At 62.7% G+C, this 15108-nt stretch carries 13 protein-coding genes and 2 pseudogenes; 1 reads left to right on the forward strand and 14 read right to left on the reverse strand.

Going from position 1 to position 15108, the window contains the following annotated elements; translation table 11 throughout:
• The 7 genes and pseudogenes from PD885_RS12100 to PD885_RS12130 all read right to left on the reverse strand — a co-directional run.
• Positions 1–465, reverse strand: a pseudogene (locus PD885_RS12100) (low molecular weight protein-tyrosine-phosphatase).
• Positions 462–1241 (reverse strand): 3-deoxy-manno-octulosonate cytidylyltransferase, encoded by a 780-nt coding sequence (gene kdsB, locus PD885_RS12105; protein WP_002802194.1) that lies wholly within the window; start codon positions 1239–1241, stop codon positions 462–464. Before kdsB ends, PD885_RS12100 begins: the two are co-directional and overlap by 4 nt.
• Before the next feature lie 356 nt (positions 1242–1597).
• A complete protein-coding gene (gene lpxK / locus PD885_RS12110) occupies positions 1598–2635 on the reverse strand; it encodes a tetraacyldisaccharide 4'-kinase (RefSeq protein ID WP_088056909.1) in 1038 nt (345 codons plus the stop codon).
• Complete coding sequence (gene msbA, locus PD885_RS12115) at positions 2632–4401, reverse strand: lipid A export permease/ATP-binding protein MsbA (protein ID WP_002802197.1); 1770 nt, start codon at positions 4399–4401, stop codon at positions 2632–2634. Before msbA ends, lpxK begins: the two co-directional genes overlap by 4 nt.
• Positions 4398–4871, reverse strand: coding sequence for an ExbD/TolR family protein (locus PD885_RS12120; protein WP_002802201.1), 474 nt, complete (start codon positions 4869–4871; stop codon positions 4398–4400). The genes msbA and PD885_RS12120 overlap by 4 nt, the downstream gene beginning before the upstream one ends.
• 3 nt (positions 4872–4874) lie before the next feature.
• Positions 4875–5522, reverse strand: a complete 648-nt coding sequence (locus tag PD885_RS12125; RefSeq protein ID WP_002802203.1) for a MotA/TolQ/ExbB proton channel family protein — start codon at positions 5520–5522, stop codon at positions 4875–4877.
• Positions 5428–7962: pseudogene (locus tag PD885_RS12130) on the reverse strand (DNA internalization-related competence protein ComEC/Rec2); the annotation flags it as partial. The pseudogene PD885_RS12130 and the gene PD885_RS12125, both read right to left, overlap by 95 nt.
• Positions 7963–8246: 284 nt before the next feature.
• On the opposite strand from PD885_RS12130, the gene PD885_RS12135 reads away from it, so the two are divergent.
• Positions 8247–9311: an SDR family oxidoreductase gene (locus tag PD885_RS12135; protein ID WP_002802208.1), complete on the forward strand. Its 1065-nt coding sequence runs from the start codon at positions 8247–8249 to the stop codon at positions 9309–9311.
• 215 nt (positions 9312–9526) lie between these two features.
• On the opposite strand, the gene lolD is transcribed toward PD885_RS12135, so the two are convergent.
• The 7 genes from lolD to sdhA form a co-directional block, all read right to left on the reverse strand.
• Positions 9527–10210 (reverse strand): lipoprotein-releasing ABC transporter ATP-binding protein LolD, encoded by a 684-nt coding sequence (gene lolD, locus PD885_RS12140; protein ID WP_002802210.1) that lies wholly within the window; start codon positions 10208–10210, stop codon positions 9527–9529.
• A 64-nt stretch (positions 10211–10274) separates the two neighbouring features.
• Positions 10275–11516, reverse strand: a complete 1242-nt coding sequence (locus tag PD885_RS12145; protein WP_002802211.1) for a lipoprotein-releasing ABC transporter permease subunit — start codon at positions 11514–11516, stop codon at positions 10275–10277.
• A 5-nt stretch (positions 11517–11521) separates the two neighbouring features.
• Positions 11522–11992, reverse strand: a complete 471-nt coding sequence (locus PD885_RS12150; RefSeq protein ID WP_065975309.1) for a YgfX family protein — start codon at positions 11990–11992, stop codon at positions 11522–11524.
• Complete coding sequence (locus PD885_RS12155; protein ID WP_002802215.1) at positions 11943–12191, reverse strand: FAD assembly factor SdhE; 249 nt, start codon at positions 12189–12191, stop codon at positions 11943–11945. The genes PD885_RS12150 and PD885_RS12155 overlap by 50 nt, the downstream gene beginning before the upstream one ends.
• A 112-nt stretch (positions 12192–12303) precedes the next feature.
• On the reverse strand, positions 12304–13086 hold the full coding sequence (locus PD885_RS12160) for a succinate dehydrogenase iron-sulfur subunit (RefSeq protein WP_002802217.1): 783 nt from the start codon (positions 13084–13086) through the stop codon (positions 12304–12306).
• 16 nt (positions 13087–13102) lie between these two features.
• Positions 13103–13306 (reverse strand): hypothetical protein, encoded by a 204-nt coding sequence (locus tag PD885_RS22075; RefSeq protein WP_082244174.1) that lies wholly within the window; start codon positions 13304–13306, stop codon positions 13103–13105.
• Between the two features lie 9 nt (positions 13307–13315).
• A complete protein-coding gene (gene sdhA / locus PD885_RS12170) occupies positions 13316–15106 on the reverse strand; it encodes a succinate dehydrogenase flavoprotein subunit (protein WP_002802218.1) in 1791 nt (596 codons plus the stop codon).
• Between the last annotated feature and the right edge of the window lie 2 nt (positions 15107–15108).

The raw sequence follows: 15108 nt of genomic DNA on the forward strand, positions 1-15108 counted from the left end.
TTAGCTGCGGGTGAGCCTGGCCACGGTCTGGCGCGCAGCGGTGTCGACCAGCTGCCAGACACGTTCAAAATCTTCCATCCCGCCGGTGTAGGGATCCGGAATTTGATCGCGCTCCTCAACGCCTGCCTATGGCAGCCACAACGCGACCTTGTCGCGCACCGGCGCTGGGGCGAGCCGCTGCAGATCGCGCAGATTGCTGCTGTCGGCGCATAAAACCCAATCGAAGTGCTCGACGTCCGCTGGCCGCACCTGACGGGCGCGTAAGCCGGAAATATCCACGCCATGGCCGCTTGCACACCGTATGGCACGCGGATCTGGTGGATCGCCGACATGCCAGTCGCCGGTGCCGGCCGAATCGACCTCGATGCGCCGCGATAGCCGGGCTTCGTCCAGCCTTGCACGCAAAGCGCCCTCGCCCATCGGTGAGCGACAGATATTGCCTAGGCATACGATCAAGACCTTCATGTCCAGGCCACACGCGTCTGCGCCCGTGCAAGATCGTCCGGCGTATCGATGCCCGGCGGAAACTGCTCGGGCGTCAGTGTCACAGCGATGCGGTAACCGGCTTCCATCACGCGTAGTTGTTCCAGCGACTCGATGCGCTCCAGCATGCCGGGCGGCATCGCGGCAAAGCGCTGCAGGAACCCTGCGCGGTACGCATAGATGCCGATGTGGCGCAGCAAATGGCCGTCATTGGGCAAGCTGTCGCGCTGGCTGGGGAAGCTGTCGCGGTGCCAGGGAATCGGCGCACGGCTGAAATACAACGCGTCGCCGCCTGCGCTACGCACCAGCTTCACCACGTTGGGATCGAACAGCGCGTGTGCGCTATCTACCTGCGCGGCCAGCGTAGCCATTTCGGCGCCGGAGTGCAGTAGCAGATCGGCGACTGCGCGAATGCCGGCAGCAGGCGCGAACGGTTCGTCGCCTTGCAGATTGACCACGCAGGTGTCGGCATCCCAGCCCGCGATCCGTGCGCATTCGGCGAGGCGATCGGTGCCCGACACATGTTGGCTACCGGTCATCGCGACATGCACGCCAGGCAGGCTTTCGATCGCCTCGGCAATCCGCGCATCGTCTGTCGCTACCCAGACCTCGCTTGCACCCGCCAACAATGCCCGCTCGGCCACATGCTGGATCATCGGGCGATCGCCGATCAGTTGCAGCGGCTTACCTGGCAGACGCGTGGAGGCGTAACGCGCAGGAATGGCGACGACGAAATCGGCAGGCGTTGGGTTGGTCATGCGGGTGTGCTCTGAGGTGCAAAAAATAGTCGAAGAAACGAGAGGCCGAAGTCGCACAAAGTCCTTGCGAGATGGAACGCGGCTACAGCGCCTGACACGTGCGCCGATACGGAACTGCATCGACAAAGGAGCCTCGTCATCGAGCTACATCGGTGCAGTGTATCGGCTGATGCGAGCGGGCCTTTGGGATGACACGTGTGCGTCGTGCAATGATTGCGATGCGCGTTCTCGAGCTCGACAGGCAGGCAGGCAGGTGCGACGTTCGGCAGCAGGGCTGTCTGAGTCTGTCCAGTAGGCGCGCCACGCCCAGAACCGATCCAGGCGGACACGAATCATCGCGCACTCCACTATCAGAGTTACACGCCCTGCCGGCTCGCCAATTTGTCCAGTCGATCCAGCAAACTTACCCAGAACGCCGCCGGTAAATCGGCTCTGAGCGGCACGCTGTACAGCCACTCGTCGGCGAATGGACGGCATTTCACCGCGTCTTTTTCGGTCATCAGCACCGGCAAGCGACTGCCAAAACTGAAATCCGCGGCGCAATACACGTGATGATCGGGAAAGGCATGCGGCACCACGCCGATGCCGTGCGCACGCAGCATCGCGAAGAATCGCTCCGGGTGCGCGATGCCGGCCACCGCATGCACGCGTCGCCCGGCGAGCATGCTCAAGGGCTGGGCGCGCTTGCCATCCATCGGTTGCACGCTGTCGATGCTCAACCGCATCTGCCATTCGCCAAGGCCGGCGGCCTCAGGTGCTTGAGAGGCTATTGCAGCGCTCGCCTGACCAAGATTGACCACGCGGAAATCGCAATCGCGTGCACGTACGGCCGGTTCGCGCAGCGGCCCGGCGGGCAGCAGGCGTCCGTTACCGTAGCGACGCTGACCGTCGACCACTTCGATTTCCACGTCGCGCGCGAGTCGGTAATGCTGCAGGCCGTCGTCGCAGACCACAATGTCGCAGCCCGCCTCGATCAGGGCACGTGCTGCGGCCAGCCGATCGCTGTCCACGCGTACGCGCGTGCCGGTCTTCCAGGCGATCAGCACTGGCTCGTCGCCGCCGAGTTCGACGGGCGTGTCCGCTTCAACCCACCGTGCCGTGCCCGATTCGTCACGGCCGTAGCCGCGACTGGCCACGCCGGGCGTCCAGCCGGCTTCCTGCAATCTGCTGACCAAGGCAATCGTCAGTGGCGTCTTGCCGGTGCCGCCGGCGGTGACGTTGCCCACCACAATCACCGGCACCGGCACACCGTGGCGCTTGCGCCAGCCGCGTCGATACACGGCGCGTCGCAACGCGATGGCCGCGCCGTAGACCGGCGAGAGGATGCGCGCCGAGAGTGGAATCGGCGCATCGTCGTACCAGTAACCCGGCGTGCGGGTGCCGCGCTTGCTCATGCCTGGCGTTCGCGGAACTGCATGCCATGCAGGTGCGAATACAACCCGCCCTGCGCCAGCAGCTCGCTATGCGTGCCGCGCTCGACAATGCGGCCCTGATCCATCACCAGCACCTGGTCGGCGTGCTCGATGGTGGACAACCGATGCGCGATCACCAGCGTGGTGCGGTCCGGCATCAACTTGTGCAAGGCGTCTTGGACCAGACGTTCGGATTCATTGTCCAACGCCGCGGTGGCTTCGTCCAGAATCAGGATCGGCGCATCCTTGAGCATCGCGCGCGCGATCGCCAGACGCTGCCGCTGGCCGCCGGACAAGCGCCCGCCTTTGGTGCCGACAGACGACTGCAAGCCTTCGGGCAGTTGCGCCACAAACTCCATCGCATTTGCGCCTAGAATCGCGCGCTCCAGTTGAGCTGCGTCGGCGGTGCGCATTTCGCCATAGGCGACGTTGTCAGCGATGCTGCCGTCGAACAGCATTACATGCTGGCCGACCAGGGCGATCTGGCGACGTAGATCAGCCAACGAATACACCTGCACCGGATGCCCGTCGAGCAGGATTTGCCCGGCCTCGGCTTCGTAGAAACGCGGAATCAGTTTGATCAGGCTGGATTTACCGCTGCCCGAGCGACCGACGATCGCGGTCACCGTGCCCGGTTGCGCGACGAAACTGACATCGGCCAACGCCGGATTGACCCGGCCCGGGTAGCGCGCGGTGACGTCGCGGAATTCGATCAAGCCCTTGGCGCGCGTCAGCGGCATGGCGCCTTGATCCGGCTCATCCGGGCTATCGAGCACTGAAAAAAGACGCTCGGCCGATGCCAAGCCACGCTGCACCATGTTCTGCACATTCGTGAGTTGCTTGAGCCCGGGAATGATCGTCAGCATCGAGGTCATCAGCACCACGAAGTCGCCAGCGGTCAGGCGCCCGGCCAATGCCTGCGCACCGGCCACGAACAGCAGCGCCGACAAACCAATCGCACCGATCATCTGCACCGTAGCGGTGGAAATGCCGCGCGTGGATTCGACCTTCATCGCCAGACGTAAATTACGATCGGCCAGCGCGCCATAACGCTCCATTTCGGTCTGCTGGGCGCCGTAGATCTTGACCTCTTGGTGACTGGACAAGGTCTGATCGGCGGCCTGCAACAGATGTGCGCCGCTCTCCTGGATACTGTGGCTGATGCGCCGATAGCGCCGCGCCACCTTGTCCATCACCCAGGCCAGCACCGGTGCGAGCACCAGGATGGTCAGTGTCACCTGCCAGCTATGCCACAGCATCAGTGCCAACGCGCCGATCACCTGCAGCGACTGCTGGATCATCACCTTGACCGCATCCACTGCCGCCTGCGCGACCTGGTCCGAATCCGAGCCTAGGCGGATCAGCATCGACGGCACCGGCTCGGAATCGAAACGCGAACCGGGCAGGCGCAAATACTTGGACATCACCTTGATGCGCAGGTCGCGCGCGATGCTGCGTGCAGATTTGCCCATCGCCATGTCGGTGATGTAACCGGCGACGCCGCGCACCACGAACAGCACGATGATCTGCACCGGCAGCCAGCGACTGACTTCGGCGTTCTTGTAGATGAAGGTCTCGTCGGTGATCGGCTTCATCAATGCCAGAAAACCGGTGGTGCCGGCCGCTTCGACCAACGCGGCAATCAGCGCGGCGATCAGCAGCAGCCGGTACGGCTTGGCGAAGGCCAGCAAGCGACGGTACGTGCTCCAGGACGACACTGGCGCAGGGCGGTCGTTGGAGGTGGTCACGGGCGGGTTCCGTTGTTGCGTGTCTTGTCGGCAGTGCCGGTGATACCAGGATTGCCGGCTTGGGGCGCAGTTGCGATCGCGATGCGCCGGAAACCGAGTTGCCCCAAGGCATCTTGCGCGGTGACGACAGCCTGATAGGGCGTACGCGCATCGGCGCGCATCAACACCGTCTGCTCGCGGTCGTCACCGGCAATCTGCGCAATGGTCTGCTTCAGCGAATCCACGTCCGGGCGCAGCACTTCCTGGTCGTTGATGAAATAACGCCCCTCGGCATTGACTAGCACGCTCAACGAACGCGGTGGCACGCTGGCGTGCTGGTCGCTAGCGGTCGGCAGCTGCAATTGCAGCGTAGAGCGTGCATCAAAGGTCGTGGTCACTACGAAGAAGATGATGAGGACGAGAATGACGTCGATCAACGGCACCAGATCGATATGCGGCTCGTCCTGGCTTCGGTCGCTACCGATGCGCATCCGTCAGCCCTTTGCCGTGACAGGCTTGGCGCCTGCCGCAACCGGCGCCACGCGGCCATCCATGGTATCAAGCAGCAACGTGGCTTCCTGCTCCATCTCGATGATGTAACCGGCAATACGCCCCTTGAAAAAGCGATGCGCCATCAGCGCCGGCACCGCGATGATCATGCCGGTGGCCGTGCACACCAGCGCCTTGCCGATGCCGCCGGCCAGTTGGTTCACGTCGCCCACACCGTAATCGAGGATGCCCAAGAACATCTGAATCATGCCAACCACGGTGCCCAGCAGGCCCAGCAACGGCCCGGCTGAGGCAATCGTGCCTAGCGCATTCAGATAGTGCTCCATGCGGTGCACTACGTGCCGGCCCGTGTCTTCGATGCGCTCGCGGATCAACTCGCGCGGGCATCCACGCACGTCCAGCGCAGCGGCGAGCAAGGCACCGAGCGGCGAATTGCGACGCAGCGACTCGATATGGGTGGAATCCAGCTTGCCCCGCGCGGCCCAGTTACGAACTTCTTCGCCCAGACCTGGCGGCGTCACCTCGTGGCGACGTAGGCTCCATAGACGCTCCAGCATGATCGCCAAGGCAACCACGCCCAGCAACAGCAACGGCACCATCGGCCAACCGCCTGCCTTGACCAGCTCCAACACAATTTGATTCCTCCGGCAACGCGGCCGCCTATTCGCTGGGCGATAGGATAGCAGCCGACCGCCGCCGTTCCGCAGCATCCCACAGCCGCGGCTGCCAGCGCCGTCGCTCGCGTACCTGCAAACCTTCGGCGCCCAGCCAGACCCTGATCGCACCGGCCTCAGCGGTGTCGATCACCTCCGCCCCACTTTCTTGCCACCGTTGTACCACCTCTGCGCGCGGATGCCCGAAGCGATTGCCGTGCCCGGACGACACCAAAGCCAGCCGTGCGCCGGTCGCTGCGATAAATCCGGCATGCGAGCCATCGGCACTGCCGTGGTGAGGGACGACCACTAGATCAGCGCGCAACTCCGACGACTGCCCACCAAGCAGCCGACGCTCGACGATCTCGTCGATGTCGCCCGGCAACAGTGCGCTCGCATGCGGCGTTTCGACCCGTAGCACGCAGCTGGATTGATTGCGCATATATGGAAAGCCGGGACTCGGATGCAGGAAGCGAAAGCGCACGCCGTCCCACTCCCACTGCTGGCCGGCACGGCAGCGCGTGCTGACGTCCAGCGGCGCCTGCGGCGGCGCGGACGTCATTGCAACGGGCAGCCCAGCGCGAACAGCGGCATAGCCTCCGGCGTGATCGGCATCGGCATGACTGAGCACGATCGCATCCAGTCGGCGCACACCGAGTGCACGCAAGGCCGGGAGAACGACGCGCTCGCCAGCGTCGAAGCCGTCGCGCACTGCAGGGCCGGTATCGAACAACAGCGCGTGACGTTGCGTGCGCACCAGCACTGCCAAGCCCTGCCCCACGTCCAGCACCTGCACATCCGCCTCACCGGCCGCAGGCAGCTCGCGGTCCGGCCATAGCAGCGGCAGCCATAGCAATACGGCTATCGATTTGCCCGGCGTGCCACGCGGCAATAGCAGCCAGAACGCACCGAGCAAGGCGGCAATCAGCGCGATGGCATCGGACTCCGGAACCCACCACAACGCCACCGAAGTCTGCCCGAGCCAAACGAAGCCGGACCACGTCAGCTCGAAACACCACCCCGCCGATCGCCACACCCAAACGCCAGCACCGGGATGAATCGCTTCGAGTGTAGTGCCCAGCAGGCACAGCGGCACCACGACGAAAGTCCACCAGGGAATGGCGATGAGATTAGCGAGCGGCCCCACCAACGATGCCTGCCCGAACAGGCTCACTGTCAAGGGCAGAAGACCAATGGTGGCGACGGTTTGCGCCGACAGGAAGCCGCGCAAGATCGCGCGGTCGTTCGACGGCAAGCACCACACCAACCAGGCAACGCCCGCAAAGCTGAGCCAGAAGCCCGCGACCAAGACGCTCAAGGGATCCCACAGCAGCACTGCCAGCAAGGCGTGCGCGAGGATCTGCGTGGTCGTGGCACGTCGCCGCAGAACCCGCGCCAGGGCTACCACTGCAATCATCAATACGGTGCGCACCGTGGGCAGTGCCAAACCTGCCAGCACCGCATAGGCGGCGGCGCCGAGCAGCGCGGCGATTGCAGCGGCGTGGAGGCGCGGAAGTACCGTACCCAAGCCGGGCCACCCGCGCCACAGACCGGCGACCACCATCGCGAAGAATGCCGCGACCAGCCCGACATGGAATCCCGAGATCGCGATCAGATGGCTGAGCCCTGTCGCGCGCAACGTTGCCCATGCGGCGGCGTCGAGCCCGCGCGTATCGCCGAGCGCGAGTGCGCGCATATAGGGCGCAGAGGGTCCGGGCACCGATTCGACGATGCGGTGCGACATCCGTTCGCGCCAGGCATCAACGCCACGCGGCATAGCGACTTGTCGTGCGGCGGCCGGCACGCGCACATAGCCGGTCGCTGCAATCACTTGTGCCAACGCCTGACGCTCAGCATCGAAGCCGCCGGGATTGCGCAAGCCGCGTGGCGCCCGCAGCTTGAGCCGTAATCGCCAACTCGCACCCGCATGCAATGCTGCACGCGGGCCGATGTGTTCGGCACCGAAGTCGTCGTACCAAGCCAGTTGCAACAGCTTGCCGCGCAGTGCTGCTGGTTGCTTCTGATCGTCATCGACACGCAGCTGAAAGCGCGTGCGGCGTTGCTCGGCCACTGGCAGCCCGACAATCTGGCCGCGCACACCCACTTCGCGCGCTTCGTCTTGAGGGAGCAGTTGCAGTTGCAAGGCACTGGCGACCTGCCATCCCATCAGACCGAAGCCGAATAATGCCATTGCGATTGCAATTGGCAGCGCGAACCGTTGCGGACGCAGCCACAGGGTCACGCCCACACCCGACGCACCAATGCACATGCACATCGCGTAGAGCGCTCGCGGCAACACCGTAGGCGACCACGCGCACACCACCACGCCCAGCAGCAATGCCAATGCGCCGGCGACGGCCGCTCCCATCTGCGGCGATGGCGCTGCCTGCGCTGACACATCCATGCTGCCGGTCGCCATCCATCCTGGCCCTATTCGATCAATGTATCTAGGCTAGGTCATGGCGAACTTCATGCACAGCGGTGGTTGGCGCATCGTCAGGTAGGAAGAAAGCTGCTTTTGTTGTTGCGCACCGCAGGGCACGGCAACCGCTCAATGCGATATGTGCCCGAGCCCACACAGGCTGTCCGCGCACCAAGACCCCATCACCGACCAGCGATGCAAGCAGGCCCCAGAGAAACGCATTCGCCTCGATTTCATGGCAACGGCGCTATCGTTTGTCCCGCTTTCAAGGAGTTTCCCACATGCGTAAAGGCACTGCATTGATTGTCGGCGTGACCGGCATCTCCGGTTACAACCTCGCCAAGGTGCTGCTCGCTGACGGCTGGACCGTCTACGGCCTCGCACGCCAGCCATTGCCGCGTGACGGCGTCATTCCTGTCGCGGCCGATCTGCTGGACGCAGAGAGCACTACCAACGCGTTGTCCGGTTTGCCAATCACCCATGTGTTCTTCTGCACCTGGACGCGTCGCGATACCGAACGCGAGAATATCGAGGCCAATGGCGCGATGATGCGACATCTGTGCGAGGCGCTCAGCGAGGCGCCTCTGCAGCACATTGCGCTGGTTACTGGCACCAAGCACTATCTGGGCGCTTTCGAAAACTACGGCAGCGGCAAGGCCGAAACGCCGTTCCGCGAAAGCGAGCCGCGGCAGCCGGGCGAGAATTTCTACTACACACTTGAAGACCTGTTGTTCGCACACGCCGAGCAACATGACTTTGGGTGGAGCGTGCATCGCTCGCACACCATGATCGGCGTGGCTAACGGCAGCAATGCGATGAACATGGGTGTGACGCTGGCGGTCTATGCATCGCTGTGCAAGCACACCGGTCAGCCGTTTGTGTTCCCCGGCTCGCAAGCACAGTGGAACAGTCTCACCGATCTGACCGACGCCGGCCTGCTCGGTCGGCAACTGGCCTGGGCCAGCCTCAGCCCGGCGGCCCGCAATCAGGCTTTCAACGCCGTCAATGGCGATGTATTTCGCTGGCGCTGGATGTGGGGCGAAATTGCTGCGTTCTTCGAACTTGAAGCCGTCCCCTGCCCCGACACGCCCGCACCGCTGGAAACACGCTTGAGCAAAGCAGCCCCAGCACTATGGACTAAGCTGGCGAAGCAGCATGGATTGGTGGAGGCCGACGTCAATCGCCTGGCTTCCTGGTGGCACACCGACGCCGATCTAGGGCGCGAGATCGAATGCGTCAATGACATGACCAAGAGCCGCGCACTGGGCTTCCTCGACTTCTACGATAGCCGCGCCTCGTTCTTCGAGCTATTCACCAGACTGCGGGCGCTGCGCATCATTCCCTGATCGACAGCAGTCGATGGATGCGGGTCTGCAATAGGCCCGCAAACTCCAGGTAACGCGTTGAATCGACGGCAGCGAGCTCGTCGTTAGGCTCATCACTTCATCGCCATGATGCCGTTGGCGGCCAAGCCCCACGAAACACTTCCCGCATCGTGCTGAGTTGTTCAATCGCCACGCTACTCAAGGCGCTGCGGAGATCTCGACGGCGCCACGAGCAATCACACCGCAGACAGCGCTAACTCACGCAGCTTGCCTTGATGCAACTCCAGCACGCGGTCAAGACGCCGCGCCAGGCTGCGGTCGTGGGTGACCAATACCAGGCTGGTGCGCTGGGCGCGGTTGAGTTCCAACATCAGCTCAAACACAGTCTCCGCAGTCCTGTCGTCCAGGTTACCGGTCGGCTCGTCACCTAATACGCAGCCCGGCTTGTTCACCAGCGCACGCGCAACCGCTGCACGTTGACGCTCGCCACCGGACAATTCGCTGGGCTTGTGTTCGATGCGATGTACGAGACCTACCGATTCCAGCAATTGCAGTGCTTGCTTCCTGGCGACCGCGACCGCTTTACCGGACAGCAGCACCGGCATCATCACGTTTTCCAATGCGGTGAATTCCGGAAGCAAATGATGGAATTGGTACACAAAGCCCAGCGCTTGATTGCGCAGCTTGCCGCGCTCGCCATCGGACAACGCAGACATGCGACGACCGGCGACATACACCTCGCCCGATGTGGGAGTATCCAGCCCACCAAGCAGATGCAAAAGCGTGCTCTTACCTGCGCCGGAAGCGCCGACGATCGCAACCGTTTCACCGGTCGCCACCGACAAATCCAAACCACTGAATACCGGCGTGCGCATCTTGCCTTCAGCATACGTCTTGGCCAGCGCCTCGGCTCGGATCACCGCATCTGCTTGGTTTGGTTTCTGCACTGCAGATTCACGATTCCCGAATCCCGATTCACGGATCTCATTCATAACGCAGCGCCTCCGCGGGCTGAGTAGATGACGCGCGCCATGCCGGATACAAGGTCGCCAGGAAACTCATCACCAACGCGACCACAGTGATCACCACTACGTCCTGGGTCTGCATATCGGTCGGCAGCCCTGTGATGTAGTACACGTCTTCCGGCAGCAGCTTGACGCTGAAGATCGTCTCGATCACACCAAGGATGCGCTCCAAGTTCAGCGTCAGCACGATGCCGCCGATCACGCCCATGATCGTGCCCATGAAACCAATCAACGAACCCTGCACCATAAACACTTGCATTACCCCGCCCGGCGACAAGCCAAGCGTGCGCAAAATCGCGATGTCGGCCTGTTTATCGGTCACCAGCATCACCTGCGAGGACACCAGATTGAATGCGCCCATCGCCACGATCAGCGACAGCAGGATGCCCATCACGGTCTTTTCCATCTTCAACGAGTGATAGAGATTGGCGTTCTCCTGCGTCCAGTCGCTGACGCGGTAAGGCCCGTGCAACTTGATAGCCAGGTCACGCGCCACGTTCCAGGCCTGATCCATATCGTGCAAGCGCAGTCGCACGCCGGTGACACCATCCATGCGCAACACGCGCGCCAGATCTTCCATGTTAGCCACCGCCAGACCGCGGTCGATCTCGTTGTATCCGGCCTCGAAAATACCGCTGACAGTAAAACGCTTGAGCCGCGGCATCGCGCCCAGCGGTGTGGCCTGGGTATCGCTGAGCAAAACGACAATACTGTCGCCCACATCCACGCCCAGCCAGAGCGCCAGTTCCTTGCCGATGAGGATGTTGTAGGAACCCGGCGTCAAACTGTCGACCGAGCCCTTCTGCATCTTCTTGGCCAGCACCGAGACCTTGCCTTCTTCGCCAGGAATCACGCCCCGCACGATCGCCGGTTGTTTCCGCGGACCCTGCAACAGCGATTCGGTTTCGATGTATGGCGCGGCTCCGGCAACGCGCGGATCGGACATGGCGACCTCGACCGCATGCTGCCAATCACGCATTGGCGCGCCTTCTGCGCTGACCGTGGCGTGCGCGGCCATCTGCAACAGACGATCGCGGATTTCCTTCTGGAAACCGCTCATCACCGCCAGGGTGGTGATCAGCACGGTCACACCCAAGGCGATACCCAGGATCGATGCCATCGAGATAAACGAGATGAAGCCATTACGCCGCTTGGCACGCAGGTAGCGCAAGCCGATGGCAACCGGGATAGGTTTGAACATGCGGTTCAACCAGGAAAGGGACGATATGGTGCCACTAGCGGCCGCCGAGACGAAATGGCATGGGCTTGAGCGGCCAGACGCAGTTCACGTCGTTGCACCGTCGGCAAGGTATCCGGCCAAAAATGCAGGCGTTCGCGACGTCCATCCAGCCGCGTCCACGCCACCACTGCAATCGGTCCACGCCACGTCACTTGCAGGCTCTGCACCTGCGCGCCGTCAACGCAGGCGGGCGCGTCGGCCCAGGGCACGACCAATTGCCGCACTGGCGAACGCAACAGCTGGCGCAGCGATCGCGCACCTGCGATAAGTGCGTAAGCAGACAGCAGCCCCGCCAGCCATAGAGGCACCCCGCTACGCCAGACCGCCCACAGCGCGAACACGACCAGAACGCTTAGTGCGCAAAAAAGCCAGCGCGAGGGCTGCCAGTCAAGCCGGCAAGGCGCGAATATCGGTAATGAGCGCGGCGTTGGCGGCATCCGGGCAAGCCTCATATCCCATGAACCAGCGCCACAACTTATCGTCTTCGCAATCCAGCAGCTGTAGGAAAACCGCGCGCTCGGACTCGGAAGCCTGCACCCAACGTTGGTCGAGATAGCGCCCGAACAACTGGTCGAGTTCGCGCATACCACGCCGGCAGCGCCAACGCAGTTTTTTCAGCAGGGTGTCTTCGTCCATCCCATCTCTCCACCCCATCTCGCAGCGAGCCGAAAGCGACAGCGGCACCTGACCTCGGCCCGGTGCCGCTGCGAACCACATCCCGCCGCGGCGGGGCATCATTGCCTGGCACTCAGGCGCGACGCGCCATCATCAACTTCTTGATCTCGGCAATCGCCAGCGCCGGATTCAGGCCTTTCGGGCAGGTTCGCGCGCAGTTCATGATGGTGTGGCAGCGATACAGTTTGAACGGATCTTCCAGATCGTCCAGACGCGCACCGGTATCTTCATCGCGCGAATCGATGATCCAGCGATACGCCTGCAGCAGGATCGCCGGGCCCAGATAGCGCTCGCCGTTCCACCAGTAGCTCGGGCAGCTGGTCGAGCAGCAGGCGCACAGGATGCACTCGTACAAACCGTCGAGCTTGCGACGATCTTCCGGCGACTGCAGACGCTCGCGATCCGGCGGCGGCGGGGTCTGGGTGCGGATCCACGGCTTGATCGACGCATACTGCGCGTAGAAGTGAGTCAGATCCGGTACTAGATCCTTGATCACGCTCATGTGGGGCAGCGGATAGATCGGCACTTCGGCCTTTCCGCAAGCAGCGATCGCCTTGGTGCAGGCCAGCGTATTGGTGCCGTCGATGTTCATCGCGCACGAACCGCAGATACCTTCGCGGCACGAACGACGGAATGCCAATGTCGGGTCGATCTCGTTCTTGATCTTGATAAGCGCGTCCAAAACCATTGGGCCGCACTTGTCGAGATCGATCTCGTAGCTGTCGGTGCGCGGGTTGGCGTCGACATCCGGATCCCAGCGGTAGACCTTGAAGGTGCGCGTGTTCTTAGCGCCCTGTGCAGGGTAATGCTTGCCCTTGCCGATTTTTGAATTCTTGGGGAGGGTGAACTCTGCCATAGCTGCTCTCGTTGGCTCAGGCGATGCGCGGTGCGAACGACAACCGCACCGTGCGCATGAAGGTAAAGATGACGGACGCTACCACCGAAACAGTGGCGCAGCGGTCGGCACTGTGCCGGCGCTGCTCCCGCGTCGCGAAGCGATTGCGCTGTATCGATTCCCTGCTAGCCCGCCCGGACGAGCCGGCGAGCAGAGAGATGGCAACAGCAGATCGCTCCATGCGCATCGGTCAGTAAACGCGCGGCTTCGGCGGGACCACATCCACATCCTTGCTCAGCGTGTACATGTGCACAGGACGATACTCGAACTCGCACTTGCCCTTATCGTCGACGGTTATCAGCGTGTGCTTCTGCCAGTTGACGTCATCGCGATCCGGGAAATCTTCGTGCGAATGCGCGCCACGGCTTTCCTTGCGCTGTTCAGCCGAGTTGATCGTCGCTACCGCGTTGAGCAGTAGGTTGTTCAATTCGTAGGTCTCGATCAGATCCGAGTTCCACACCAGCGAGCGGTCCGAGACTTTGACGTCTTCGAAAGTGGCGAAGATCTCGGCCATCTTGTCGACACCCTCTTTGAGGGTTTTGCTGGTACGAAACACTGCAGCGTCCGATTGCATGGTGCGCTGCATGTTGTCGCGGATCACTGAGGTCGGCGTCGAGCCATTCGCGTGACGCAACTTGTCCAGCATGCCCAACGCCTTGTCGCAAGCATCGGAAGGCAACGTATTGTGCGGCTGATTGATCTTGACCGTCTCGGCGCAGCGATTGGCCACCGCACGGCCGAACACCACCAAATCCAGAAGCGAGTTGGAGCCCAGACGGTTGGCGCCGTGCACCGACACACAGGCGGCTTCGCCGATCGCATACAGGCCAGGAACGACCGCATCCGGGTTATCGCCCTGCTTGCGCACCACTTCGCCGTAGAAGTTGGTCGGAATGCCGCCCATGTTGTAGTGCACGGTTGGTAGGACCGGGATCGGCTGCTTGGTCACGTCCACACCGGCAAAGATATGTGCGCTTTCGGCAATACCGGGCAGCTTCTCGTTGATGACTTCCGGGCCGAGGTGAGTCAGGTCGAGCAGGATGTGATCCTTGTGCTCGCCCACGCCGCGACCTTCGCGGATCTCGACGGTCATCGAACGCGACACCACGTCGCGCGATGCCAGATCCTTGTAATGCGGTGCGTAGCGCTCCATGAAGCGCTCGCCGTTGCTGTTGCGCAGGATGCCGCCCTCGCCACGTACGCCTTCGGTGATCAGGCAGCCCGCACCATAGATACCAGTGGGATGGAACTGCACGAACTCCATGTCCTGCACCGGCAGGCCGGCACGCATCACCAAGCCACCGCCGTCGCCGGTACAGGTGTGGGCGGAGGTGGCGCTGAAGTAGGCACGGCCGTAGCCGCCGGTGGCCAGTACCACACCATGGGCGCGGAACAGGTGCAACGAGCCTTCTGCCATATCCAACGCGAGCACACCGCGACAGACGCCGTCTTCGTCGAAGATCAGATCGAGCGCAAAGTACTCAATCATGAAGCGCGCGTTGTGCGCCAGCGACTGCTGATACAGCGTGTGCAGCATGGCGTGACCTGTACGGTCAGCCGCCGCGCAGGTGCGCTGCGCGGATGGGCCCTCGCCGTACCTGGTGGTCATGCCACCGAACGGACGCTGATAGATCTTGCCCTCTTCGGTACGCGAAAACGGCACGCCGTAGTGCTCGAGTTCAATAATGGCCGGGATCGCTTCGCGACACATGTACTCGATCGCGTCCTGGTCGCCCAACCAATCGGAGCCTTTAATGGTGTCGTAAAAGTGATAGCGCCAGTCATCTTCGCCCATGTTGCCGAGCGCTGCGGAAATACCGCCCTGCGCCGCCACGGTGTGCGAACGGGTCGGGAAAACCTTGGTCAGGCAGACCGTCTGCAGGCCCTTCTGGGCAAGGCCGAACGTGGCGCGCAGGCCTGCACCGCCGGCACCCACCACGACCATGTCGTACTTGTGTTCTGTGATCTTATAGGCGGACATCG

This window comes from Xanthomonas fragariae, from assembly GCF_900183975.1.
GTDB lineage: Bacteria > Pseudomonadota > Gammaproteobacteria > Xanthomonadales > Xanthomonadaceae > Xanthomonas > Xanthomonas fragariae.

Coding starts and splice junctions, on each gene's coding strand:
- kdsB (WP_002802194.1), bottom strand. CDS start 1,241: ATGACCAACCCAACGCCTGCCGATTTCGTCGTCGCCATTCCTGCGCGT.
- lpxK (WP_088056909.1), bottom strand. CDS start 2,635: ATGAGCAAGCGCGGCACCCGCACGCCGGGTTACTGGTACGACGATGCG.
- PD885_RS12120 (WP_002802201.1), bottom strand. CDS start 4,871: ATGCGCATCGGTAGCGACCGAAGCCAGGACGAGCCGCATATCGATCTG.
- PD885_RS12135 (WP_002802208.1), top strand. CDS start 8,247: ATGCGTAAAGGCACTGCATTGATTGTCGGCGTGACCGGCATCTCCGGT.
- PD885_RS12145 (WP_002802211.1), bottom strand. CDS start 11,516: ATGTTCAAACCTATCCCGGTTGCCATCGGCTTGCGCTACCTGCGTGCC.
- PD885_RS12150 (WP_065975309.1), bottom strand. CDS start 11,992: ATGCCGCCAACGCCGCGCTCATTACCGATATTCGCGCCTTGCCGGCTT.
- PD885_RS12155 (WP_002802215.1), bottom strand. CDS start 12,191: ATGGACGAAGACACCCTGCTGAAAAAACTGCGTTGGCGCTGCCGGCGT.
- PD885_RS12160 (WP_002802217.1), bottom strand. CDS start 13,086: ATGGCAGAGTTCACCCTCCCCAAGAATTCAAAAATCGGCAAGGGCAAG.
- PD885_RS22075 (WP_082244174.1), bottom strand. CDS start 13,306: ATGGAGCGATCTGCTGTTGCCATCTCTCTGCTCGCCGGCTCGTCCGGG.
- sdhA (WP_002802218.1), bottom strand. CDS start 15,106: ATGTCCGCCTATAAGATCACAGAACACAAGTACGACATGGTCGTGGTG.